We start from the raw sequence: 23,450 nt of genomic DNA, 5'->3' as shown, positions 1-23,450 counted from the left end.
ACGATAAGGTTCGAGTCGGACCGCAAAGAAAACAGCGGGATGGCAGTAGGCTAGTGGAGGCGACCTACCGGAGCGGCGTCGGGAAAATGAAATTTGTTTTATCGTTCCGTCGTCAGTTTTAGCGGCTCTGCGGCGAACTTAAATTTTTCTTCATGAAGCGGATATTCATCCGCTATACAACTGCGCGTAGCCTGCAGGCAGGCACTGAGGCAAAGCGGCGACACCCGTCGAATCGCACGCCCGTGCTCTGAACGCGCAAGCCGAATATGGCATCATGTCCTTCTACTGATAACCGGTCGCGCCCGCCGCTTGCATCGGTAGAGCTGGCGGTGGCGCATGCAATGATCATGTCGCGAGTACTGACGATCGAAGACGATGAAATTACCGCGAATGAAATTGTCGAGGAGCTGAAAAGCCGTGGCTTTACGGTGGATTGGGTGGCCAACGGCCGCGACGGCATGGCCCGCGCGATCAGCGAAGACTACGACGTAATCACGCTCGACCGCATGCTGCCGGGCGTGGACGGCCTCACGATCCTCACCACCATGCGCAGCATCGGCATTCAAACGCCGGTGCTGATGTTGAGCGCATTGGGTGATGTGGATGAACGCGTGCGCGGCCTGCGCGCCGGTGGCGACGACTACCTGACCAAGCCGTTCGACCCTGAAGAAATGACCGCGCGTCTCGAGGTGCTGTTGCGCCGCAGTCAAACACCGGCAGCCCCGCTCGAAACGCATCTGCGAGTCGGCCCGCTCGAACTCGATCTGATTTCCCGCAAGGTTCAGCGCGACGGCGAAGAGATCGTCTTGCTGCCCACTGAATATCGCGTGCTCGAATTCATGATGCGGCATGCTGGGCAAACCATCACGCGCACCATGCTGTTCGAGGCGGTGTGGGGTTACCACTTCGACCCGGGCACCAATCTGATCGACGTGCACATGGGCCGGTTGCGCAAAAAAATCGACCCGCCCGGCGTCGCGCCGATGATCCAGACCGTGCGGGGCTCGGGTTATATCCTCGCATGAACAGACCATTCTGATGGACACAACCTTCCCGGCTCAATCTGCGCTCGGGCGGCGCTGGCATTCCACGACTTTTCGCCTGCTATCGGTCTACGCGGTTATCTTTTCGCTTTCGGTGATGCTGTTGCTGGGCTACATCGGCTGGGCCGTGACCGGAGATATGGAGCGCGAGACCGATGTGGTGATGGACTGGCAACTGGTCTACTTCGATTCGTTGCCTGACTCCGGTCTTGCCGACGCGATTCATCGCCGTATCGAGCATGAGCGCATGCACACCAATTACTACGGCCTGTTTGCGGCAGACGGCAGTCTGCTGGCTGGGGACGTGCTGGTGTATCCGTCACAACTAGCCACCAATCGCACCGGCAAGACGCTCGATCTCGTGCTCTCGATGGCGCGCAACGACGAGGCGCCGGTGGTCCGCGCCATGGCCGAGCGGCGCAAGGACGGTTCGACGCTCGTCATCGCGCGCGATCTGACGCACATCCTGCGGATTCGCGAGACCATTATCAACGCACTGGTGGGCGGCGGGATCGTATGTCTGCTCGCGGGCGTGGCAGGCGGGCTGGCGCTGAGCGTGCGGCAGATGCGCCGGCTGAAAGCGATCCGGCGCGTCACGCAGCGTATTGCGCAGGGCGATCTCGCGCAGCGCCTGCCGATCGGCGGGCGCGACGAAGTGGATATGCTCGCGCATCTGGTGAACCATATGCTGGCGGAAGTCGAACGCCTGATGAATGAGGTGAAAGGTGCGTGCGACGGTATCGCGCACGATCTGCGCACGCCGCTCGCGCATGTGCGAACCTTGCTGGCGCATGTGGCGGAGCGCACCGATACGCTCGACGATGCGGCGCTGTCGCAGCTGGTGGAGCGCGCGCGCATCGAGACCGATGCATTGCTCGACCGGTTTCGCGCGATGTTGCGTATCTCCGAGATCGGCACGCTTCAGCGGCGCGGTGGCTTCGGAGAGATGCAGTTGGAGACGCTGATGCAGGAAGTTGGTGAACTATATGAACCGCTCGCCGAAAGCCGCTCGATTCAGCTATCTGTGCATGTACAGCCGGTCGATGCGATTCATGGTGACCGTGCCTTGCTGTTCGAGGCGTTGAGCAATCTGGTGGATAACGCGATCAAGTTCACGCCCGAAGGTGGCGTGGTGCGCATGGAACTTCGACAGACGTCGGCGGGGCCTCAGGTGGACATTCTCGATAACGGACCCGGCATTGCCGCGGATGAACGCGATGCGGTTCTGCAGCGGTTTTATCGCGGAGAGAGTACGCGGCATCTGGCCGGATCGGGGCTGGGATTGAGCATCGTGTCAGCGGTGATGCGGGTGCATGACTTCACGATGAAAATCGGTAATGCGCAGCCCGGCACCAGGATTTCCATCGAATGCTGGTCGAGGACCCTCGCATGAGGGTGATTTATTTTATTGCTCGGGCAGGGTGGTGAATGCGCGTCCTGTTCGTTGGTCCTTCTCATCCGGAAGCTGCGTGGCTATTCAAGGCACTGCAGGAAAGCGCCCATAGTCTGCAACGGGCCGACGATCTGCGCGATGGGGTTTTTCTCGCCTCGCAGGAACCGTTCGATGCGATTGTTTTGATGGTGCTCGAGGTTGGATCTTATTCTGCGTTGCAAGGGTTCATTGGGGAGTTCGCCACTGCTGGGAGTGGCGCGGCGATTGTTGCTGTACTCGGCGTGGCTACTGCTCAGGATCGCACGAAGGTTTTGCGCGCCGGCGCGGATGCGTGCTTTTGCCAGCCTTATTCGTTTATTGAAATGCATGAGCGGATGGCCGCTTTGCAGCGGGTTGGGGGTGGCCGGGCAGGGGTTAGCAGTCTTGTTTCTGCTGTCGCTTCCGTTTTGCCCGCCGTGGGTGGCCCTTCTTTGGATGCCGCCACCCGGGAGCTCGTTTGTGGCGCCCGGCGTGTTGGCGTGACACGGCGGGAGTTTCTTCTCCTTGAGTGTTTGCTGAGGCAGGTTAATGCGCCGGTGGCCAGGGATCAGCTGATCCGCTATGCCTGGCCTGAGAAAGAGGATGTCGATCCTTCCAGTGTGAATCTGGTCGTCTCCCGGCTGCGACGCAAACTTTCGGACGATGTACCGGAGGTTCGGATTGAGACCGTCAGCCGGTTTGGCTATCAGGTTTCTGTTTCATCTTCCTGACTTATTTTGCCTGCGCGGCGCCTCGTGTCACTCTGAATCTCGCTCCCGAGCGCGGTAACACGTTACGTAACATCCAACCGGTTTCGCACGCCAGAACGCCGGTGAATCAGGATGAGCGCCGGTTTTCGAGCGAATTCAGCGAGTTTTCATGCCGCAAAATAGTCGGTACGAATATTGCTCTTGCTGTGCATCGATTCCTGGCTGCGGGCAAAGTTGTGTACATCGTCCTTCTGATTTCTGTTCCGTTCCTCCTTCTCGCTCTATTTGCTTTTGCTGCGCGAGTTGATCCACTAACTGGCCAAATTCGTAAGAAACGAATCCGGCCGGGGTTGTTGGGCATGGTGGAGAAGGAAGCGTGAACGAGAACTGTGCCGGGTGGGCACGGTTCGTCATCCTGCACATCGCATTTTCTTTATTTCGGTTTCGGGTCAGTGGATTTCGGGGGATGTAAACGTTTGTTTGGATGAAATCGAACAAGCTGGATTGCTTTTGCGTCGGCGTGGTGACTGTGCGACATGAAGAAATCAGTCACCTGATGATGGACGGAAGAGACTTGCCGCAACCGGAGAACTCGCCTTGAAAAACCTATGGAACCGGTGGGGTGTCATTACCGCAACCCCGATGTCCCATGTTGTCCCGCTAGGCGCCGAACTTGCCACGCCTGAAGACAAGGCGCCACCAGACGCGGGCGAAGATCTCGCCGCCGAATCGCCGCAGCCGGTTACGCCGTTGCGGGCAGTACCCGTGATGCCGTCACCGCAAGGCAGGCACACGCTTCAGATGGCTGACATTGCGGAGGTCGAGGCGCTGGCCGCGAGCGACGCGGTGACCTCGTTCAGGTTCGTTCGCAGCTTCAATTATTCGGTCAATCTGATGTTTCACCGCGCGGAACTGTCGTACTACGTCGCGCTGTATCACGACGAGTGTCTATGGCGCGTCCTGACTTCTACGGAGCTGGATTCCGCCGAAGCGGCATTCCGCCAATTCGAAGAACAGGTGATGCGCCTGTCGGAGATCGAGATACGCCGCGCAGTGCTCGAGGCGCACAATGAACGCCTGTCGCGCATGACCGCGCAGTCGGAAGCGCAGGCTGAACGACTACGCAGCGATCTCGAACGCAACAACACGCTATCCCAGCTGGTGACAAACCGGCAGCATCAGTTGCGCAGGGAGATCGGGCAGATCGAGGCGCAGCGCGTGGCCGCGCAGGCCCAGTTGAACAAGACGCTCAGGCAGGTTCAGCAGCTCAAAGCGGCGAGCAACGAAGGCATTCCGCGCATACCGAATCGCTGACGTAACGTAAAGGTTCAGTGCCTCGCCGCGCGAAGTCGCGTAGCGAGGCTTAGCATTAGTCTTCGCGTCGCAGCGCTACTTCTCAATACTACATCCCCCTTGTTCGTCAGTTTCGATTGACGTGCGTTTGTCTCGCTCCTCCTGGTTCTATTCGCTTCAAGCTCCCGTTCTTCTCTTCTTCCCAAGGTGCTCGCGCGCTTTGGGTTGGGTCAATGATCTGTTCATGAAAATCCAACGAAAAAACTGAAAGTCTGTGTTGCACATGCGGTGATTTCTGATGTCGATATATTCGTCCAGTAGTCACAAAGCATCGAAAGTATCCACGGCTATCAGGCATCCTTAATTAAATGAAAGGTGATTCATGAATCAGAAGATGAAGCTGACCCACATGCTCGGGGCACTGCTATGCGTCGGCGTCGTTTCCACCGCCCATGCGCAAAGCAGCGTCACGCTCTACGGGCTGCTCGACACGGGTATCGACTTCGCCAGCAACGTCAACGGCAACCATCTCTATCAAATGGCCAGCGGCGTCAGCGCAGGTAGCCGCTGGGGCCTCAGAGGCAAGGAAGATCTCGGCGCCGGGCTCTCCGCTGTGTTCGACCTGGAAAGCGGCTTCAATTCGACCAACGGTAGCCTGGGGAGTGGTCTGGCTTTTTCCCGTAATGCGTACGTAGGCCTCGCCAGTCAGACGGCCGGTACTGTCACGCTCGGGCGGCAGTGGGATCCGATCGTCGATCTCATCGAGCCGTTCTCGCTCAACGACAGCTACGGCGGCTGGTATTTCTCCCACCCCAACGACATGGACAACCTCGACAACGGCTTCGCCATTAGTAATTCGGTGAAGTACACGAGCCCCACTATCGGGGGCTTTACCGGCGAAGCCCTTTATTCGTTCGGCGGGCAGGCCGGGCAGTTCTCGAATAACTCCGCCTATAGCGCGGCAGCGTCGTATACGAACGGGCAGTTCTCGATGGGGGCGGGATACCTTCGCGTCAACGATCCGGAACAGGCAATCCAGAGCTATCAGAACGGCTCGGGCTTTACCAACGCGGTGTACGGCAACTATCTGGCTAATGCCCGCAGTCAAGGCATCTTTGCCGCGGGCGTGTCTTATCAGATCGGCAAGTTCAAGGTGATGGGCAACTTCACCAACGTTGATTTCCAGCAGGGTGATGCGGGGCAAGACGTCAAATTCCAGAACTATGAAATTGCCGGCACCTTCGCGGCAACCGGCCAGCTGAATCTCGCTGCCGGTTACACCTACACAGATGGCCGCGATCACGCGACCAATCAGGAACCGAAGTATCAGCAGCTCAACCTGAGCGCAGAGTACGAATTGTCGAAGCGCACCGCAATCTATGCGCTCGCCGCGCTACAAAAAGCCAGCGGCGGCGCCGTTGCGCAGATTGCCGGCTTCGATCCCTCGTCTGACGGCAAGCAGGTGGTGGGGCGCGTGGGTATTCGACACTCGTTCTAAAGCATCAACATCAGCTTAAAAAGCGCGCTGCCCGAAGGGGTAGCGCGCTTTTTTTGTTCACGAACCAAAATAGATATTGCAGTAACTCGGTGGGCCGACACAGTTGTCGGCGCTTGTTGAGGGCGACGTTGTCGCGCATCCGGATAACAGGAGTCCGGCTGCAGCAGCGGCAACGGCAAACGTGGCAGTGCGTTTGATCGCGGTGCGAAGAGTCATTGATATCAGGGCGAGAAATACAGCGTGTTGCGTTTAGTGACAGATATCAGTGCGCGTAAAGCGTCGAGTTCAGATAGGCGAGCTGTCCGTCCTTCTCCGCATGCACCAGCTCCTGATAAACCTGTGCACGCGTCTTCTCACCGGTCGCCTGACCGTAAGGCGGCACCCACGACCCAGCCGCGTTGACCGCGGCGGTGCTGTTCGCCGCTACTTGCATAGCCGGTGCGGCGCTCTGTTGCGCCGGCGAGGGCGTCGTGGTCGATTGAGCGAAAGCGGAGGCCGTTGCGGTTGCACCGATGAAAGCGATGGCGAGCGTCAGAGACTTCATGTTCGTAATCCTCACAAATCAAATTGAATGGAGCCGATGCGCGAACCGCAATGCATTCGTGGATCGGTTGATAAGAAGGATAGTGACCTGGCGTTAGCGGATCGGTGGTGTACGCATGAAAAGATATTTATCCGCTGGAGCGCCGGCAATCCGATGATTCAGGGGCTTGTCCCGTGCATGTCATGAACATAAAAAACGTTTCATGAATCGACCGGTTTTGATCACGGGTATGTCACCACGCAAATCTACATTGCGGCTACCCGCACGGTGTGCGGGATCGGTCCGTCACTGCGCGGATCGGCGCCTCCTCTTACCCGGAATCAAACATGAACAAAGGATTGGCAACCACACTCGTCGCGCTAGCCGGCACCTTCGGCGCGGCGGCGCACGCACAAAGCAGCGTCACGCTCTACGGCACACTCGATACCGGCATCGACTACATCAGCAATCAGAAAACGGCTTCAGGTGGCAAAAGCAACTGGATGATGGAAAGCGGCAATATCAGTACCGACCGCTGGGGCCTGCGCGGTAACGAGGACCTGGGCGGTGGCCTGAGCGCGGTCTTCGATCTGGAGAACGGTTTTAATATCGACAGCGGCAAATTCTCCAACGGTGGCGATGAATTCGGCCGGCAGGCATGGGTCGGCATCGCGAGCAAGCAGTGGGGTACGGTAACCATGGGGCGGCAATACGACTTCCTGGTCGATTTCGTCGCGCCGCTTTCGGCGACGGGTTCGGGCTTCGGCGGCAATATCGCCGACCATCCGTTCGATAACGACAATCTCAACAACGATCTGCGCATGAACAACGCGCTGAAATTCCGCAGCGCGACCTATGACGGCTTCACAGTCGGCGGCGCCTACGCGTTCAGCAATGCGGCCGGTGGCTTCAGCAACAACAACGCCTATAGCCTCGGCGCGCAATGGGCGGGCGGTCCGTTCAATCTGGCGCTCGCGTATCTCCAGGTGAACCAGCCGGGCGGCGTCAATCAACCCGCCAACACTGGCGGCGCGGTGAGCAGCAGCGATGGCGACGCGACCTTCACCGGCGCACGCCAGCGCATCCTCGGCGCGGCTGGGCGCTATACGTTCGGCGCGGCGAGCGTCGGTCTCGTCTTCACGCGGACCATGCTGGACGACCCGCATCAGATCACGCAGGGCGGCGCGTATTCCACGCTCAACGGCGATATGCTGACTTTCAATAACTACGAACTGAATGCGCGCTATGCCATCACGCCGACATTCTCGCTCGGTGGTTCGTACACGTTCACGGATGGACATTTCAGTGACGACGGCAGGAGCGTCGCACCGAAGTGGAATCAGTTCATGCTGCAGGCGGACTACGCGTTGTCACGCCGAACCGATCTGTATCTGGAAGGCGTCTATCAGCATGTGTCGGGAGCGGACGGTATTGCGGTGCTTGGCAATGCGTCGATCTATTCGCTGGCGGCTTCGTCAAGCGATCGACAGGCGGTGGTGGCCATGGGGATACGGCATAAATTCTGAGCGCGGCATGCGCGCCGAAAGGGTGTCGTAAGTATGTTTGGATGGCAAACGTCGCCGGTGAAGAACCGGCGACGTTTTTTTAACGGCATTGGTGGACTCAACTGACTGATTCAACCCGCAGTTTCAATCAGCGGACGCGAGCACCTTCGGATGCACCGCTTGTGCACTGACTGCCTGAACGGCAGGCGAGCCCGTAGCGCCGTCCGCCGACCAACCTCCGCCCAGGGCCTCAATCAACCCCACCGAGGCCAGCAGACGCCGCGTATTGAGGTTCAATGCATCGATCTGGGTAGTGAGTTCGGTGGTCTGTGCGGTCACGACATCCAGATAGCTGACAACGCCGTCGCGATAGCGCGACATCGAAAGTGTCAAAGTGCGTTGCGCAGCAACCAGCGCCTCGTTCTGCTGCGTGGCTTCGTCGCCGAGATGATGCAATTGCGCGAGGTTGTCTTCGACCTGCTGGAAGGCGAGCAGCACAGTGGCCTTGTACTTCGCGCCGTTCTCGGCGAGTTTGGCGCGCGCCTGTTGCGTGATCGCCTCACGGCGGCCGCCGTCGAATAGCGTGAGCACGAGGCTCGGTCCGACCGACCAGATTTCGTTCGGCGCCATCAGCCACGGCGAAAGCGTGTCGCTTTGATAACCACCGTCGAGTCCGAGCGAAATGTCCGGGAAGAATGCGGCTTTGGCCACGCCGATTTGCGCATTGGCCTCGGCGACACGCCGCTCTGCGGCAGCGATATCGGGGCGTCGTTGTAGCAGCGCCGCGGGCACGCCGGTTGGAATCGACGGCAGGTACGCCGTTTCGATCTCCGGCGCGAGTGCGAAATCCGAAGCGGGCGCGCCGGTCAGGCTGGCGATTGCGTGCTCGTACAGCGCGCGGCGTGCGGCGATGTCGTCGGCGGAAGCGCGTGCGGTATCGAGCTGCGTCTGCGCGCGAGAGACGTCGAGGTCGGATGCAATGCCGCCCGCGTGACGGCTTAGCGTGAGCTTGAGCGCGTGCTGGTAGGTGTCGATCGTATCGTTGAGCAGTTGCTGCTGTTCGTCCAGTCCGCGCAGATTGAAGTACGCGCTTGCCAGATTCGCCTGCAAGCTCAAACGTACGGACTCGAGATCGGCCTCGCTCGCCTGCATCGCCGAGCGGCCCGCCGATACCTCGTTGCGGATCTTGCCCCACAGGTCGAGGTCATAGCCGATGCCGACGTCGACCGTATTCGTGCCGTACACCGCGGGCTGATCCGCGCCACGCAGCGGGCGGTTATCCGACTGCCTTTGGCGTTCGACCGACGCTTCGGCGCCGATGGTCGGAAACAAGCCCGAGCGTGCTTGCGACAGGTAGGCGGTGGCTTCGTCGTGGCGCGCCATCGCCGCGGCAACGTCTGGATTGGCAGCGGCCACCTGAACTTCGAGACGGTCGAGCACCGGATCGCGATATACCGTCCACCATGCGTCGCGCGGCACGCGGTCGGCGGGTCGGGCGAGCTGCCACGCGCCCCCTTCCTTGAACGTCGTTGGGATGCGGGTGGCCGGCGCCTGGTAGGTCGGCGCGAACGAGCAGCCGCTTATCAGCGCCATGGCTGCCAACGCGATGCACATGCGGCGTTTATCCATGAGCGCTCTCCGCCGGCCGGCGTGCCGCGAGCGATGTGTCCGTCGTGCCGGCCGGATTGCCCGCGAGCCGCACTTCATCGCCTGAGGCGAGTGAGTCGGGCGGATTGTCGATGACACGGTCGGTAGGATTGAGGCCTGAGGCGATCTCGACGTGCGTGCCGAGATCGGTGGCGATCGACACCGATTTGAGAACCGCACGGTTGTCATTGCCGACGACCGCGACCTGCAAACCGTTCTGCCGGAAGATGAGCGAGCTGGCCGGAATCGACAAGGCATGCGAATTGGTCGGCAGCGCGAAATGTACCTCGGTGTATTCGCCGGGAATCAGCAAACCGTTTTGATTGTCGACCGCGAGTTGCACCAGCAACGTGCCGGAGGAGGGCGTGATCGCATCGTCGGTATCGACGAGTTTGGCGTTGAATTTCACGCCGGGGCGTTCGGGCACGGTGAGCGTGGCGGTCATGCCGGGTTTGATGGCGGCCGCTTCGTCCTGCGGCACGCTCACGTAAACGCGCAATTGATGGGCGTCCGACACAGAGAACAGCTCGGGCCCGTTGCCGCCGCCGGCATTGATAAGCGCGCCGATATCGGTGGTGCGCGCGGTGACGATGCCGTCGAACGGGGCGGTGATACGCTTGAACGATTCGAGCGCTTCGAGACGCCGCACGTTGGCTTGCGCCGCCGCTACCGTTGCCTGCTTGGCAACAAGATCGCTGGTCTTTTCGTCAGCATCCTGCTGCGAGACTGAGTCCTGCTGCAGCATCTTCGTCCAGCGGGTTGCTGTGGAGGCAGCGAGTTTTTCATTAGCCACCGAGTTCTGTAAGTCGGCGCGAGCCTGCTGCAATTGCTGATCGAGGTCGGGTGTATCGATCACCCCAAGCAACTGGCCGGCTTTGACGTGCGTGCCGATGTCGGCGTACCACGCATGCAGATACCCCGACACGCGCGCGTAAATCGGCGCGTTGACGAAGGCGGACAGTCGCCCGGGCAACACCAGCGCCTGCGCATCGAGGTCGTGTTTGGGTGCGTACGCAACCACCGTCGGCACCGCTTGCTGGGCAGACCAGGTGGTGAGTTCCTGTTTCGCATGCACGCGGCTGGCAATGCCGCTCGTCACGATGCCCGCTGCCGCCAGCAGCGCGACGACGCCGACCAGCTTCAGATGACGCAGCCGCTTCGGCGAATTGATCTCGATCTCAGTGGACATGATGGACTCCGGGTTCGGATGATGAGTGATCGTGCGAGGGGTCGTTGGATGAGCTGCGCGACGGGCCGTGCGATGGACTGTGACCCGCGGCGTCGCGCCGATGCACGAGGCTGAACACGACCGGTACGAACAGCAGCGTGGCGAAAGTCGCGCAAATCAGGCCGCCGATCACGGCGCGGCCGAGCGGCGCGTTCTGCTCTCCGCCGTCGCCGAGGCCGAGCGCCATCGGCGCCATGCCGATGATCATCGCGAGCGCCGTCATCAACACCGGGCGAAAGCGCGTGAAGCCGGCCTCCATCGCCGCGACCAGTGCATTGCCGGTCACCGCCAGCCGTTCGCGGGCGAAGCTCACCACCAGAATGCTGTTGGCCGTCGCGACGCCCATGCAGAGAATCGCACCGGTCAGCGCTGGCACCGAGAGCGGCGTATGCGTGGTGAACAGCATCCATACGATGCCGGCTAGCGCCGCGGGCAACGCCGTGACGATCACGAACGCGTCGCTCCACGAATGGAAGTTCACGACGATCAGCAGATAGATCAGCAGAATCGCGCCGACCAGACCGAGCGACAAACCGAGGAACGCACTGTTCATTGTCTGCACCTGGCCGCGCAGCGTGACGATCGAACCCTTCGGCACATCTTTTGCGGTTGCATGGATGATGTTCTGGATCTTCGCCGCGACGGCGCCGAGATCCTGGCCTTGAGTGGTCGCGAACACGTCGTAGAGCGGCTCGATGTTGTAGTGCGACACCACCGCATTGCCGACGCCGCGCGAAATGGTCGCAATGCCGCCGAGAATCTGCGCCTGACCGTTCTTGCCGGTCACAGGCAAGTTGTTCAGATTCGACAGGGACGTCATGCGGTATTGCGGGGTCTGCGCAACGATCGGATACGACACGCCGTTCTTCGGATTCAGCCAATACGTCGGCGAAACCTGGCTTGTGCCGGACAGGCTCGCCACCACGGAATTAGTCACATCCTGTTCGGTAATGCCGAGTTGATCGGCGCGCGAGCGGTCTACCGAGACGGTGAACTGCGGATACGTCGACGCCTGCTGGATGCGCGTATCGGCAATGCCGGGAATCATGCGCATGCGCCGCATCACTTCGCTGGCGTAACGATGATTGGCCGCCTGATTCGGCCCCGCCACCTGCAAATCGATTGGCGCGGGCGCGCCGAAATTCAGAATCTGACTGACGATATCGGCCGGCAGGAACGCGAAGGTCGTCCCGGGAAACTGGCGCGGCAGCGTTTCACGAAGTGTGCGCACGAAGCCGGCGGTGGGGGTGTGGTTCTCGTTCAGTGAGATCAGAATGTCACCGTCTTGCGGTCCGATCGTGCCGCTGTTGTTATAGGTCAGGTTGATGCCGCTATTGGGCAGGCCGATGTTGTCGACGATACTGCGCAGCTGGTCGGGTGGAATTGCGCGGCGCACCGCGTTCTCGATCAGATCGAACTGCGCGGCGGTATCTTCTGTCCGTGTGCCGATCGGCGCGCGCACGTGGATCGCAATTTCGCCGGAGTCGATATTGGGGAAGAAATTGCGTCCGAGCCATGGCACAAGCAGGAACGACGCACCCACGACGATCAGGAAGCCCGCGACAAAACGCTTGCGATGTGTGAGCGCGAGGCCGAGTACGATCCGGTACACGCTGCGCACGCGCTCAAAACGATGCTCGAAGCCGCGTTGAAAGCGCACCAGTGGATTGCGCGATGGCGCCGGATGCGCGTGGCCGCCATGCGTGTCCATCACCGCGGCCAGTTCGCCGGAGGCGTGACCGCCCGATGCATGCGGACGCAACAGGTATTGCGCGAGCATCGGCACGAAGGTCCGCGAGAGGATGAACGATGCGATCATCGCGAAGATCACCGCTTCGGCCATCGGCACGAACAGGAAACGCGCAATGCCGTCGAGCAGCAGCATCGGTACAAACACGATGCAGATGCAAAGCAGCGAAACGAACGCGGGGGCAACGATTTGCGCGGCGCCGTCCATGATCGCACTGCGTACGTCCTTGCCCTGTTCGAGATGCCAGTTGATGTTTTCGATCGTGACGGTGGCGTCGTCGACCAGAATCCCCACCGCGAGCGCGAGACCGCCGAGCGTCATCACGTTGAGCGTTTCGCCCATGGCGGCCAGGCCCGCAATCGCAGCCAGCACCGCAAGCGGAATCGACGCCGCGATGATCAGCGTCGAGCGCCAGCTGCCGAGGAACAGCAGAATCATCAGTGAAGTGAGCGCGGCGGCGATCACGCCTTCACGCGCCACGCCACTCACCGCGCCTTTCACGAAGGTCGATTGATCGCCCATCGTCACGAGCTTCAGTCCGGGCGGCAGCGTCGCCTCGATGCGCGGCAGTTGCGCCTTGACGCCGGAGATGATGTCGAGCGTCGACGCGGAACCGTTCTTCAGAATACTCATCAGCACCGCACGATGACCGTCCACGCGCACAACATTGCCTTGCGGCGGATAGCCGTCGCGCACGTGAGCCACATCGCGGATATAGATCGTGGCGCCGTCCACCGTTTTGATCGGCAGCGCGTTCAGTTCGTCGAGCGCGAGCGGGCTGTTATTCAGCTTGATGTTGTATTCGAAACGGCCGATCTTTTCGGTGCCCGCCGGAATGATCTGATTTTGCTGGGCAAGTGCGGTGGCGACGTCGTTGGCCGAAAGTTTTTTCGCCTGCAAGGCTTGCGGATCGAGATCGATCTGCACTTCGCGGGTTTTACCACCGTACGGCGTCGGAATTGCCACGCCTGGCACGCTCAGCAATTGTGGGCGAATAAAGTTGGTCGCGTAGTCGGCGAGTTTCTGTTCGTCGAGTGTGTTGCTGGTCAGCGCAAGCTGCAGCACCGGCACCGTGGATGCGTTGTAGTTGAGAATCTGCGGCGGCGTGGTGCCCGGCGGCATCTGCTTGAGCACGGTTTGCGAGACCGAGGTCACCTGGGCCGTGGCGGTGCGGATATCCACGGTTGGCTGAAAGAAGATCTTGACGATGCCGTAGCCGCGAAACGATTGTGACTCGATATGCTCGATGTCGTTGACGGTCGTGCCGAGCGTGCGTTCGTAGTAGGTGACGACGCGTCCGGACATGTCGTCCGGTTGCAGGCCGGCGTAGTTCCAGACCACGCTGATCACGGGAATGCGGATGTCGGGAAAGATATCCGTTGGCGTGTGCAACGCGGCAAGCGGGCCGATCAACAGAATCAGCATCGCAAGCACGATGAACGTGTAGGGCCGGGTCAAAGCTAACCGGACTATTTTTAACATCGAAGGCTGCTCCGTTCAGAGGCGCGATTGAATCTGCGCGGGCGGGTGGCGGTTAAGGCGCGCACCAATGGCGCGGCTCGGTAACGGCATTCTGGAGAGCGGGTCCTAACAGTCGCGGACTAAACAGATGAAACTAGTTTTAGGAAGCCTGGAGGGTGCGCGCGATTGCGTTGAAAGCCGCGTTGCGCAACGGCTTTAGCGCTGCATGCAGCGCTAAAGCTCGGTCAGAAAGCCTGCAAATGAAGCGGTGTCAGCCGAACAGATAGCCTGAGCCACGAATGGTGCGAATCAACGGGCGCTCGCCGGGAGTTTCGACTTTCTTGCGCAAACGGCCTACGTGTACGTCGATCAGGTTGGTGCCGGGGTCGAAGCGGCAGCCCCACACGGCTTCAAAAATCATCGTGCGCGTCAGCACCTGGCCGGCGTGGCGCATCATGAATTCGAGCACGCGAAATTCGGTGGGTTGCAGATCGAGTTCGCGCTGCCGGTAGGTGACTTTGCGGCGGACCAGGTCGAGTTCCAGTGCACCGTTGCGCAGCAGCGTTTCTACTTTGGTGTGACGTGGGCGGCGGCGTAACAGCACCTCGACGCGCGCGAACATTTCCTCTGGCGAAAAGGGCTTGGTCAGATAGTCGTCGCCGCCGGCGCGCAGACCTTGAATGCGCTGATCGACGTCGGACATCGCGCTCATCACGAGCACCGGCGTTTCCATGCCGACGCCACGCATCGTCGCCACGATGGTCAGACCGTCGAGATCGGGGAGCATGCGGTCGAGTGTGACGACGTCGTAGTCGCCCGCCATTACTTTCGCCATGCCTTCGCGGCCGGTTCGTGCCACGTCGACAGAGAAACCGCTTGCGCTGAGCGTGCGCACGATGTCGTGGGCGATCAACTCGTCGTCTTCGATCGTCAGTATTTTGGGCATGATGCGCGAGCCCGGTTCAGGCCACCGCCCGCAGAGCAACCGGGCGGTCCGGCGCGCGATACTGACTGACCGCGAAGTCGATGAAACTGCGCACGCGCATCGACAGATAGTTGCGGCCGGAGTAGAGGATCGACACCTGACGCGGGCCGCCGTTGATTTCGAACTGTTCGAGCACGGGGATGAGCGAGCCTTGAGCAAGATCGTCAGCGATGATCGGCAGCGGCAGCAAGGCGATACCCATATGGTTGAGCGCGGCCACGCGCACCATCGCGCTGCTGGTTGCGGTGAGCGCGCTGCCGGTGTTGACGCGATAGATGCCGTCGGCGTCCGCGAACTCCCAGGCACGCGACGAACCGTCGGAGACCGTCAACAAGCCGTGGCGGTTCAACGCCGTCGGATCGCGAGGGGTGCCGTGACGCGCCAGATACGCGGGGGACGCGACCGTCATTTCATCGACGCTGGTCAGGGTGCGGCTGACCAGCGAGGAGTTGGCGAGCCGGCGGTCGTCGGAGAAACATACGTCGAAACCGCCTTCCACGAGATCGATATGCGTATCGAACGTCGTCACGTCGAAATCCACGCGTGGATGCAGCGTGCGATACGCGGCCAGCAATTTGCCCAGCCCGGCAGTCGCGAACGTCATCGGCGTGGCGATCCGCAGCGTGCCCTGCGGATCGCGCGTGGTCTCCAGCAGGTTCGATTCCATCTCGTCGAGCTTTTCGATGATCGTGCGGCAGCCGTCGAGATACTCGCGGCCCACATCGGTCAGCGAGAGAGAGCGCGTGGTGCGATTCAGCAAGCGCATGTTCAGATGCGCTTCCAGCGTGCCGACGCTGCGCGTGACAGCCGCCGCCGACATGCCTAACTGTCTCGCCGCCAGATTGAAGCTGGCGAGATCGACCACCCGTGTGAAGACACGCATCGCTTGTAGCTGGTTCATGTTGGAACAGTAGAGAAGGACGATGGCTGCATCATCGGCGATCGCAGATAAAACGGCACGCCCAGGTGGATTAAGTCTTTTTTAACTTTGTGCAATGTTCATGAACTGCGCGGACGGTCTTGCATCCCGATGCGTTCGTGAACGATCAGCAAGACTAAGCGACGCGCAAAAAAAAGAGCGCGGCCAGAGCCGCGCTTCGGAAAGAGACCTGAATGAAAGTAACCGCTATGACGCGGCGAGGGAAGTATAGAAGCGAAGCGCCGCCAGGTGCAGACGCTCTCTGAAATGCAGTGCTGCGCGAAACGCAACAAGCGGCGGCCGTTCGTGTATCGGCTGATTCAGCCGATCCAGCCGGTTCAATTGAGCATGCCGTGTACTTCGAGTGAGGCTTCCAGTTGCTGCGTCAACGCGTGATGCAATCTGGCAAGACTCTCAGTGGGGAGTGCAAAACCGGCCCAGCCCAAGCCGGAATGCCGTAGGAACAGCACGGCGCCGTCGTGCAGCGGATGTTTTTCGGCGTGCCAGCACGGATCGATTTCAATCACATACTGATGGGTGCGCAGCGGTTCCTTCGGTACTTCCGGGCGCATCGAGGCGCGCAGCGCGCTGAGATGCTCGATCACGGCATCCAGGTCGGCCGTTTCGAGCAGTACCGCACGGTCCTCGATGGCGATGCGAACCGCGTTTTGTCCATATTCGTTGACTCTCTCGATGCTCATGGGGCGCGACATATCTCTGCTCCTTCCTGCTCTCACGATGAGCAAATTATGGCGCCGCCTCGCTTAACCGGGTCTTAAAGAGCACGATCAACGGATGAAACTTTGTTTAAGGAAACCAGCTGGCACGATTTCCGCCGCAGTGCACAATTGTCTGATGTTTTTCCCTGTGAAGAGACTAATGACCAGGGTATTGGTCATATGTAAAAGAGGCTGGATGTTTCAATATAGAAACATTTTTAGCCGCATGGGAAATAAGTGCCGAATTGCTTAATCGTGAATGCTTCGATAAATGTGCGGTTTGCCACATTGGCACTGTCGATAAATTCCCGATTTGCGAATAAAAGCCTGATTGAACGTTCATTATTTGCGAGCTTTCGAGTTCACGTTTGAAACATTTTTGTATGTGATTTCGTTGAATCGACATCGCGAATCCGGCGATTCGCGAGAAGTCGGCTCGCCAGCGCCGCAGGCTTGAGCGTGGCTCTGTGCAGGCTTCTTCAGTCTTCGGCTGGTCGACAAGCCGCGATGGCCCGCCTTTATGCCGGCTCATGTGCCGACAGTCATATGAAACACACAATAATGTTTTTCGTTGCACATCGTGTTTCTCAATACGGATTTGTTTTTCAAATTTACTATAGCGCGGCATTCGGCTAACATCACGCATAATCCGTTAAGCGGCGTTGCCGGTGGTTTTCATCCGCCGTAATTCAATTCGTCCATATCGTCCGGCCGACGGGGCAGCGGGGTCCACAATGTACGACAGCTTGGGGAAAGATCATGCCGCACTTGCATCTGGATACTGCGAGGGTTACCTGGTTACATACGCCGACGCTAAACGTGCGTAGTGCAGCGCGGCGAATCGGCGTGTTGCTGTTCGACGGCTTCTGGCTGCTCGGGCCTGGCACGGTGGTCGAGATGTTCCAGACCGCCAATGAACTCTCGGGCTCGCGGGCAGGCGAAGAGCCGCCTTACGAAGTGCAGTTTCTGTCGATGGACGGTGGCAGCGTCGCGAGTTCTTCGTCGGCGCGGATCTGGACCGACCGTATCGACACGCGTTATGGCAGCGGTTTCGATGTTCTGTTCATCGCAGGCGGCTACGGCGCACATGAGGCCGCGCTCGACGAACGCTTGCTGGGCTGGTTGCGATCGGTGCAAACGCGAACCCGTGCTATCGAGACGATCGGCGAGGGCCGTCTCGTGCTCGAAGCAGCTGGTCCCGCGGAGCATGACGGTCTGCAGGTGAATCGCTATCTGGGCAGCGCCACGGCCGATGCCGTGCGCAGCGCCGCCAACGATCGTAACGATTGCGCGCGCAGCGCGCTGATGTTCATCAAGCGCGATCTTGGCGCGGAGCTCGCGCGCAGCGTCGCCGATCGCGTGATGCCAGGTATGGCCGCGACCTGGGTGCCGCTACCGGCCGAGGGCGGCACACTCAGCGTCGCCGAGAAAATCCGTGCCGCCGCTCGCTGGATGGAGGCGAATTGCGATCGTCCGGTGTCGGTTGCCGACGCAGCGCAAGTGGCGGCGATGAGCGAACGCAATTTTCTGCGGCGTTTCAAGCATGAAATGCAGGTCACGCCTTCGGATTATCTGCTGCAGGTGAGGTTGCGCATTGCCTGCAACTTCCTGACGGAAACCGAATTGCCGGTCGACAAGATCGCGCGCCGCAGCGGCACCGGCAACGGCGATCGCCTCGCGAAGATATTCCGCAAGCGGATGGCGCTGTCGCCCACCGAATATCGCGCACGCAGCCGGGTGGCGACCGAGGCGTAAGCTTGAGCGGGCGCCGTGCAGACGGTGCCGCGCAGGGTGCAACCTGGAGCGGACGGGCGCGTGTGCAACGGGGTGCGCAACGGCATGTGTGACCGTGCGTGCCCCGGCGTGTGCGTCGGCGGTCGTGTTTTCTGCTGGCGGGCTTCTTACGAGCATAGTGGCCATGGGTAACAAGGTAATGGCGACAGCATTGCCGGAGGTGAAACTCATCGAGCCCGAGGTGTTTTGCGACGAATTTGGCTTCTGTTTCGAGAGCTTCAGCGCGGATGAGTTTACCGACGACGTCTCGCACGGTTTCAATTTCGTGCAAGACCGTCATTTACGGGCAGTGCGTGGTGTGTTGCGCGGCTTGCACTATCAGGTGCATCGGCCGCAAGGCCGGCTCGTGCGCGTGGTGGTGGGAGAGGTGTTCGACGTCGCTGTGGACGTGCGGCTCAACTCGCCGACCTTCGGCAAGTGGAGCGGCGCCTGCCTGAGCGCGGCCAATCGTCGGCAGGTGTGGGTGCCGCCGGGCTTCGCACACGGTTTCGTCGTGCTGTCCGACGTCGCCGAATGCCTGTGGAAGACCACCGAATACTGGTTCCCCGAACTCGAGCGCTGCATCTTGTGGAGCGATCCTGACATCGGCATTGAATGGCCGATCGAAATCGAGCCGATCCTCGGCGCGAAAGACGCAGCGGGCCGGCGTCTTTACGAAGCGGAGAATATCGCCTGAGCGCTGCGCACGCACATACGCAGCGGTTTAGCGGCGTTCGTTCAGCGTGTCGCCACCACGGCGCCCACGCTCGCGGCAACCACCAGCAATGTGCCTGCGATCTGCAGGACGCCCATCGGTTGATGCAGCACCACGAAGCCGGCCAGTGCGCCGATCGCCGGTTCGACACTCATCAGTATCCCGAACGATGCGGCCGGCATGTGCCGCAACGCAACCATTTCCAGCGCGTAGGGTAAGAGCGGGACCAGCAACGCGAGGCCCGCGGTTGCAGCGATCTGTCCTGCGGCGATGTGTATGCCACTTTGTGCGAAGCCAAACGGCGTGGCAACCAGCGCCGCAGCGATCAGCGATACCGACAATCCTTCGAGGCCGGCGAACAGCGTGCCGGTCTTTTTCATCAACACGATATAGCTGCCCCAGCCGAGCGCGGCCCCGAACGCGAGCAATACGCCGAGCGGTTCGCCGATCCAGCCCGCGCGATCGCGCGAGAGCAGCAGCACGCCGGCAATCGCCAGCGCCGGCCACACTAATGCTCGCGCTCGTCTCACCGCGAAAGTCGCTACGGCGAGCGGTCCAAGAAAATCGATCGCGACGGCGAGCCCCAATGGAATCCGCTGAAGCGCCGCGAAAAAGCACAGCGTCATGCCGGCCATCGCGGCCCCCAACGCACCGGCCGCGAGCCAATGCGAGCGCGAGTAGGTGAAGAAGCGCGGGCGCACCAGCAACGCAAGCACGACGGCCGCCCAGCAAAGGCGCAACCAGGTGGTGCTGAGCGAGCCGTACTCGGCCATCGTCGGCGCGGAGAGCGCGGCGCCGAATTGCACGCTAGACATCGACAGCACGCACAGTAGCGCCGCGCCGGCTGCGGCGCTCACGGGCTTCACGGATGCTGGTGTCGGCACAGAATTCAGCGCGGGTTTGATGGTGGTGTCCTGCATCTTGGCCTCGTTACCGCTTTTCGAATGGGGTGGAAGCTATCTTATCGGTGCAGGCGGTATTAAGATAAGTTGATATTTCTTATGACCACTTCAAGAAACGTGATGACCCGAGATCTCGACAGCAGTCTCCTGCGCGCGTTCGTCACCGTGGCGGAAACCGGCGCGGTGGGCGTGGCGGCGGCCCGCCTTGCCCGTACCCAGGCGGCAGTGAGCATGCAATTGCGCCGGCTCGAAGAAGAGTTGGGGCAGCGTTTGCTCGACCGCTCGCCGCGTGGCGTGCAACTCACCGAGGCGGGCCATCTGCTGCTTCCGTTCGCGCATACGATCCTCGGCGCGGGCACCGATGCGCGCCGGGCGTTGAGCGCGGGACAGGTGTCCGGCACGGTGCGGCTCGGCATGCTGGAAGACATCGCGGTCGGTCGCTTGCCGCGTGCGCTGCGGCGTTTTTCGATCGCTTATCCGCAGGTGGCGCTGGAGATCGTCGTCGATACCAGCTCGGCATTGTCGAACCGGCTTGCGGACGGCGGCCTCGACGTGGTGGTAGGAGACCCGGCGTTGGTCGACGCGGTGCCGCTGCTGACGTGGACACAGCCGCTCTTCTGGGTCGGCGCGCGCGGGTTTAGCCGCGAGGATGAAGCCGTGCTGCCGGTGGTTGCGTTCGGCGGCGCGTGTCTGTGGCAGCAACAGGTGTTGACGGCGCTAAGGCGCGCGGGGATTGCATGGCGCATTGTGTGCACCAGCACCAGTTTGCCGGCGGTGCAATCGGCCGTGGAAGCGGGGCTCGGTGTGTCGGTGCTGCTCGACGGCAATATCCGCTCGGAGTCGATGCGCGTGCTCGGTCAGGCCGATGGATTACCCGATGCGCCGACCGCCGATTTCGGACTCTTCATGCGCCCGGTCTCCGGTGCGCAGGCGGCCGCCGTGCAGACATTGCAGACGTTTCTGTGCGAGGAATTGCATCTTGGCTTGCGGGAGAGCGAGCCGCTTGTAGTACCGGCGGGCTAGGACGCGGGCAAGCTGTGTCCGCAACAGGCGTGCATGCACGTCGGCACGCACATCCCATGTGAGTTTTTACGACATTTTTTCTTGAGACGCCTACGCGCGAAATCTACACTTCGTGCATCTTGATAGCGCGAGGTGCTCAACGTGAAGCGACGTGCAACGACGCAGCAATCCGTCCGTATCGATTACGTGTGTCACGGCGTGGGCCGTGTCGAACTGCGCCGCTTCGATCCATCGCGCGATTCGTATGTCGCGTTGACCGCGCTGCTGCATCGCGCTTTCACACGACTCGGTGCGATGGGGCTGAATTGCACCTGTGTGGATCAAACGGTGGAGACGACACGTTCACGCGCGACGCGCGGCGATTGCTACGTGGCGGTCTGCGAAGGGCGCATTGTCGGCACGATGACGCTGTATGCGCCGGACCGTGAGTCGTCGTGTGAACTCTACCGGCGCGACGATATTGCCAGCTTGCGTCAGTTCGGCGTGGAGCCGGTGTGGCAGGCGCGTGGCATCGGTACGCTGTTGATCGCTTTCGCCGACCACTGGGCGGCGACGCGCGGCTACGCGGAACTCGCGCTCGATACGCCGCAACCGGCTGCGCATCTGATTGCGTTTTACAGAGGGCAGGGGTTTCGCATTGTCGATTTCGTACGCTTTGACGGCAAGCGCTACGACAGCGCGATTTTGAGCAAGCCGCCGGTGGCGACGCGCACGCTCGCGAGCTGGTCGCATAGGCTGACTGTGCCGGCGAGGATCGCGCGCGCGGCGTAATAAAGGTACGTTGGCGATGAAAACCCCGGTGTGGGCAGCAACTTTTGCAATACGGTGTGGCAAGTATTGCAATGCGCTGCTGATTCACGCACCGGGGCGGGTGTTTCTTCTTACCTGTTCGATGCGGAGGTCAGCGTCGCATCACGCCCATCAACAAGGTGACGAGGAAGATCACCACGAAGATGAAGAACAGGACCTTGGCGATTTCCGTTGCGCCTGCGGCAATGCCGCCGAAGCCGAATACCGCGGCGATGATCGCGATGATGAAAAAGATTACAGCGTATCGAAGCATGGGGCCTCCCACCGATTGATGCTGGATCGAAGTTGAAAACGGCGACTCGTTGTGGGCACTGCGTGCTTTGACGGTTGTTGCCGGCGAGCGATATAGAGCAATACGTGTGCCCAGCGGGAGCGAACAGGGGGTGCCCCTAATCGGCCAGCCGATTTTGTGCTGGTACCATCGCGGATCGTCGATTTCCGGTCACGCCCGCCATGCAACACAATCCGCTCAGCGAGATTTCCCTGATCCGTAAGCTGAAGCTCAATCAGCTGATGATCTTCGAGCGCGTGCTGGAAACGCGCTCCGTCGTTCGCGCGGCCAACGAAATGCGCTTGACGCAACCGGCCGTCACCAAGGTCATCCACGAACTCGAATCGTGTTTCGACGGCGCGTTGTTCGCGCGCTCGAATCGCGGCGTCGTGCCGACTGAACTAGGCTTGCTGCTCGGGCGGCGGGTCAAGTCGCTGATGGCGGAGTTGCGCTATATGACGGACGAGCTCAACGACTTCCGGCTCGGTACGAGCGGTCACGTGATCGTCGGCACACTGATTTCGGCATCGGCGCGGCTGTTGCCCACGGCGATCGCCATGTTGAAGGCGCGCACGCCGAACGTTCTGGTAACGGTGCGCGAGGGCACGACGGCGCATCTGTTCCCGGCGCTCGCAACGGGCGACCTCGATATCGTCGTCGGGCGTTTGCCCGAGCGTGAATTGCCGATTGCGAGTGCTTTTCCGTTGACGCACGAGGCGTTGTTCGAGGAGTCGTTGTGCGTGGTGGTCGGCAAAGGCTACGGGCCTGCGCCGGCCGGCGTGACGCATCTGTCGGACCTGATCGGTTCGCCGTGGATTCTGCCCACGCCCGATTCGCCGGCGCGGCTTTCGGCGGAGCATCTCTTTCGGGCGGCGGGTTTGCCGTTGCCGACGGATATCGTGGAGTCATTGTCGTTACTGACGAATATTGGCTTGCTGCTCGATACGCCGCGAATTGCGTTGATGCCGCGCGTTGCGGCGCAGCAGTTCGAAGATGCGGGGCTGTTGCGGATTCTGGACTTGCCTGAGAGCGGATCGTTCGGGACGGTTGGATTTTCAGTGCGCTCGCACAAGGAGTTGAGCACGGCTTGCCAGGCCTTTGTGGCGTGCCTGCGGGAAGCGGTAACGGTGGCCGCAGCGGCTGACGACGTTAGTGCCTGATGGTTTTCTGCAAAACCCCCAACCCTCCTTCTGGTATTCCCCTTTAGCATACCCACCGCCTAATCTTTGATTATCGCCCCCGCGGGGCCCCGCTTTAGACTCCT

General features: G+C 60.8%; 21 protein-coding genes. 12 read left to right on the top strand and 9 right to left on the bottom strand.

Features of this window, described 5'->3' with window-relative positions:
- The first annotated feature begins 347 nt into the window (after positions 1 to 347).
- The 6 genes from R8871_RS37295 (at position 348) to R8871_RS37270 (ending at position 5,955) form a co-directional block, all read left to right on the top strand.
- Complete coding sequence (locus tag R8871_RS37295) at positions 348 to 1,025, top strand: response regulator transcription factor (protein WP_175054912.1); 678 nt, start codon at positions 348 to 350, stop codon at positions 1,023 to 1,025.
- A gap of 13 nt (positions 1,026 to 1,038) precedes the next feature.
- Positions 1,039 to 2,436 carry a sensor histidine kinase gene (locus R8871_RS37290; RefSeq protein ID WP_175054911.1) on the top strand — a complete coding sequence of 466 codons (1,398 nt, stop codon included), beginning with the start codon at positions 1,039 to 1,041 and terminating at the stop codon, positions 2,434 to 2,436.
- A 35-nt stretch (positions 2,437 to 2,471) separates the two neighbouring features.
- Positions 2,472 to 3,185 carry a response regulator transcription factor gene (locus R8871_RS37285; protein ID WP_175054910.1) on the top strand — a complete coding sequence of 238 codons (714 nt, stop codon included), beginning with the start codon at positions 2,472 to 2,474 and terminating at the stop codon, positions 3,183 to 3,185.
- A 101-nt stretch (positions 3,186 to 3,286) separates the two neighbouring features.
- Positions 3,287 to 3,544: a hypothetical protein gene (locus R8871_RS37280; RefSeq protein WP_175054909.1), complete on the top strand. Its 258-nt coding sequence runs from the start codon at positions 3,287 to 3,289 to the stop codon at positions 3,542 to 3,544.
- Between the two features lie 262 nt (positions 3,545 to 3,806).
- A complete protein-coding gene (locus tag R8871_RS37275; RefSeq protein ID WP_246288032.1) occupies positions 3,807 to 4,478 on the top strand; it encodes a DUF2968 domain-containing protein in 672 nt (223 codons plus the stop codon).
- A gap of 361 nt (positions 4,479 to 4,839) precedes the next feature.
- Positions 4,840 to 5,955, top strand: coding sequence for a porin (locus tag R8871_RS37270; RefSeq protein WP_175054907.1), 1,116 nt, complete (start codon positions 4,840 to 4,842; stop codon positions 5,953 to 5,955).
- Positions 5,956 to 6,217: 262 nt separating this feature from the next.
- On the opposite strand, the gene R8871_RS37265 is transcribed toward R8871_RS37270, so the two are convergent.
- Positions 6,218 to 6,499, bottom strand: coding sequence for a DUF4148 domain-containing protein (locus R8871_RS37265; RefSeq protein WP_175054906.1), 282 nt, complete (start codon positions 6,497 to 6,499; stop codon positions 6,218 to 6,220).
- A gap of 326 nt (positions 6,500 to 6,825) precedes the next feature.
- On the opposite strand from R8871_RS37265, the gene R8871_RS37260 reads away from it, so the two are divergent.
- Entirely contained in the window at positions 6,826 to 8,004 is a 1,179-nt protein-coding gene (locus R8871_RS37260; RefSeq protein ID WP_175054905.1) for a porin, read from the top strand.
- A gap of 123 nt (positions 8,005 to 8,127) precedes the next feature.
- Here the strand turns inward: R8871_RS37260 and R8871_RS37255 are convergent, their stop codons facing one another.
- From R8871_RS37255 to R8871_RS37230, 6 genes are all read right to left on the bottom strand, one after another.
- A complete protein-coding gene (locus tag R8871_RS37255; RefSeq protein WP_175054904.1) occupies positions 8,128 to 9,612 on the bottom strand; it encodes an efflux transporter outer membrane subunit in 1,485 nt (494 codons plus the stop codon).
- Entirely contained in the window at positions 9,605 to 10,819 is a 1,215-nt protein-coding gene (locus R8871_RS37250; RefSeq protein ID WP_175054903.1) for an efflux RND transporter periplasmic adaptor subunit, read from the bottom strand. The genes R8871_RS37255 and R8871_RS37250 overlap by 8 nt, the downstream gene beginning before the upstream one ends.
- Positions 10,809 to 14,090 carry an efflux RND transporter permease subunit gene (locus R8871_RS37245; RefSeq protein ID WP_175054902.1) on the bottom strand — a complete coding sequence of 1,094 codons (3,282 nt, stop codon included), beginning with the start codon at positions 14,088 to 14,090 and terminating at the stop codon, positions 10,809 to 10,811. Before R8871_RS37245 ends, R8871_RS37250 begins: the two co-directional genes overlap by 11 nt.
- A 250-nt stretch (positions 14,091 to 14,340) precedes the next feature.
- Complete coding sequence (locus R8871_RS37240) at positions 14,341 to 15,015, bottom strand: response regulator transcription factor (RefSeq protein WP_175054901.1); 675 nt, start codon at positions 15,013 to 15,015, stop codon at positions 14,341 to 14,343.
- Positions 15,016 to 15,031: 16 nt separating this feature from the next.
- Positions 15,032 to 15,955, bottom strand: coding sequence for a LysR family transcriptional regulator (locus tag R8871_RS37235; protein WP_175054900.1), 924 nt, complete (start codon positions 15,953 to 15,955; stop codon positions 15,032 to 15,034).
- 356 nt (positions 15,956 to 16,311) lie between these two features.
- Positions 16,312 to 16,686: a hypothetical protein gene (locus R8871_RS37230; RefSeq protein ID WP_175054899.1), complete on the bottom strand. Its 375-nt coding sequence runs from the start codon at positions 16,684 to 16,686 to the stop codon at positions 16,312 to 16,314.
- Between the two features lie 765 nt (positions 16,687 to 17,451).
- On the opposite strand from R8871_RS37230, the gene R8871_RS37225 reads away from it, so the two are divergent.
- Together R8871_RS37225 and rfbC are read left to right on the top strand one after the other, a co-directional pair.
- Positions 17,452 to 18,447: a GlxA family transcriptional regulator gene (locus tag R8871_RS37225; RefSeq protein WP_175054898.1), complete on the top strand. Its 996-nt coding sequence runs from the start codon at positions 17,452 to 17,454 to the stop codon at positions 18,445 to 18,447.
- Between the two features lie 163 nt (positions 18,448 to 18,610).
- On the top strand, positions 18,611 to 19,162 hold the full coding sequence (gene rfbC / locus R8871_RS37220; protein ID WP_175054897.1) for a dTDP-4-dehydrorhamnose 3,5-epimerase: 552 nt from the start codon (positions 18,611 to 18,613) through the stop codon (positions 19,160 to 19,162).
- A 41-nt stretch (positions 19,163 to 19,203) separates the two neighbouring features.
- On the opposite strand, the gene R8871_RS37215 is transcribed toward rfbC, so the two are convergent.
- A complete protein-coding gene (locus R8871_RS37215; protein ID WP_175054896.1) occupies positions 19,204 to 20,100 on the bottom strand; it encodes an EamA family transporter in 897 nt (298 codons plus the stop codon).
- 102 nt (positions 20,101 to 20,202) lie between these two features.
- Between R8871_RS37215 and R8871_RS37210 the strand changes: the two genes are divergently transcribed.
- A complete protein-coding gene (locus tag R8871_RS37210) occupies positions 20,203 to 21,105 on the top strand; it encodes a LysR substrate-binding domain-containing protein (RefSeq protein ID WP_246288030.1) in 903 nt (300 codons plus the stop codon).
- A gap of 141 nt (positions 21,106 to 21,246) precedes the next feature.
- Positions 21,247 to 21,876 (top strand): GNAT family N-acetyltransferase, encoded by a 630-nt coding sequence (locus tag R8871_RS37205; RefSeq protein WP_175054894.1) that lies wholly within the window; start codon positions 21,247 to 21,249, stop codon positions 21,874 to 21,876.
- Between the two features lie 130 nt (positions 21,877 to 22,006).
- Here R8871_RS37205 and R8871_RS37200 read toward each other — a convergent pair whose 3' ends face one another.
- A complete protein-coding gene (locus R8871_RS37200; RefSeq protein WP_035551387.1) occupies positions 22,007 to 22,168 on the bottom strand; it encodes a DUF1328 domain-containing protein in 162 nt (53 codons plus the stop codon).
- Between the two features lie 200 nt (positions 22,169 to 22,368).
- Here R8871_RS37200 and R8871_RS37195 point away from each other — a divergent pair, with 200 nt between their 5' ends.
- A complete protein-coding gene (locus R8871_RS37195; RefSeq protein WP_175054893.1) occupies positions 22,369 to 23,346 on the top strand; it encodes a LysR substrate-binding domain-containing protein in 978 nt (325 codons plus the stop codon).
- The last annotated feature ends 104 nt before the right edge of the window (positions 23,347 to 23,450 follow it).

Origin of the sequence: Paraburkholderia sediminicola, from assembly GCF_902859805.1 — a bacterium.
Classification (GTDB): Bacteria; Pseudomonadota; Gammaproteobacteria; order Burkholderiales; family Burkholderiaceae; genus Paraburkholderia; species Paraburkholderia sediminicola.
Note: the sequence above shows the minus strand (reverse complement) of the source record. Positions and strands in the feature narration are given on the sequence as shown.

Excerpts from the sequence above, each read along its gene's own strand:
- R8871_RS37295 (WP_175054912.1), top strand. The coding sequence starts at position 348 with ATGTCGCGAGTACTGACGATCGAAGACGATGAAATTACCGCGAATGAA.
- R8871_RS37290 (WP_175054911.1), top strand. The coding sequence starts at position 1,039 with ATGGACACAACCTTCCCGGCTCAATCTGCGCTCGGGCGGCGCTGGCAT.
- R8871_RS37285 (WP_175054910.1), top strand. The coding sequence starts at position 2,472 with ATGCGCGTCCTGTTCGTTGGTCCTTCTCATCCGGAAGCTGCGTGGCTA.
- R8871_RS37275 (WP_246288032.1), top strand. The coding sequence starts at position 3,807 with ATGTCCCATGTTGTCCCGCTAGGCGCCGAACTTGCCACGCCTGAAGAC.
- R8871_RS37270 (WP_175054907.1), top strand. The coding sequence starts at position 4,840 with ATGAATCAGAAGATGAAGCTGACCCACATGCTCGGGGCACTGCTATGC.
- R8871_RS37265 (WP_175054906.1), bottom strand. The coding sequence starts at position 6,499 with ATGAAGTCTCTGACGCTCGCCATCGCTTTCATCGGTGCAACCGCAACG.
- R8871_RS37260 (WP_175054905.1), top strand. The coding sequence starts at position 6,826 with ATGAACAAAGGATTGGCAACCACACTCGTCGCGCTAGCCGGCACCTTC.
- R8871_RS37255 (WP_175054904.1), bottom strand. The coding sequence starts at position 9,612 with ATGGATAAACGCCGCATGTGCATCGCGTTGGCAGCCATGGCGCTGATA.
- R8871_RS37250 (WP_175054903.1), bottom strand. The coding sequence starts at position 10,819 with ATGTCCACTGAGATCGAGATCAATTCGCCGAAGCGGCTGCGTCATCTG.
- R8871_RS37245 (WP_175054902.1), bottom strand. The coding sequence starts at position 14,090 with ATGTTAAAAATAGTCCGGTTAGCTTTGACCCGGCCCTACACGTTCATC.
- R8871_RS37240 (WP_175054901.1), bottom strand. The coding sequence starts at position 15,015 with ATGCCCAAAATACTGACGATCGAAGACGACGAGTTGATCGCCCACGAC.
- R8871_RS37235 (WP_175054900.1), bottom strand. The coding sequence starts at position 15,955 with ATGAACCAGCTACAAGCGATGCGTGTCTTCACACGGGTGGTCGATCTC.
- R8871_RS37230 (WP_175054899.1), bottom strand. The coding sequence starts at position 16,686 with ATGTCGCGCCCCATGAGCATCGAGAGAGTCAACGAATATGGACAAAAC.
- R8871_RS37225 (WP_175054898.1), top strand. The coding sequence starts at position 17,452 with ATGCCGCACTTGCATCTGGATACTGCGAGGGTTACCTGGTTACATACG.
- rfbC (WP_175054897.1), top strand. The coding sequence starts at position 18,611 with ATGGGTAACAAGGTAATGGCGACAGCATTGCCGGAGGTGAAACTCATC.
- R8871_RS37215 (WP_175054896.1), bottom strand. The coding sequence starts at position 20,100 with ATGCAGGACACCACCATCAAACCCGCGCTGAATTCTGTGCCGACACCA.
- R8871_RS37210 (WP_246288030.1), top strand. The coding sequence starts at position 20,203 with ATGACCCGAGATCTCGACAGCAGTCTCCTGCGCGCGTTCGTCACCGTG.
- R8871_RS37200 (WP_035551387.1), bottom strand. The coding sequence starts at position 22,168 with ATGCTTCGATACGCTGTAATCTTTTTCATCATCGCGATCATCGCCGCG.
- R8871_RS37195 (WP_175054893.1), top strand. The coding sequence starts at position 22,369 with ATGCAACACAATCCGCTCAGCGAGATTTCCCTGATCCGTAAGCTGAAG.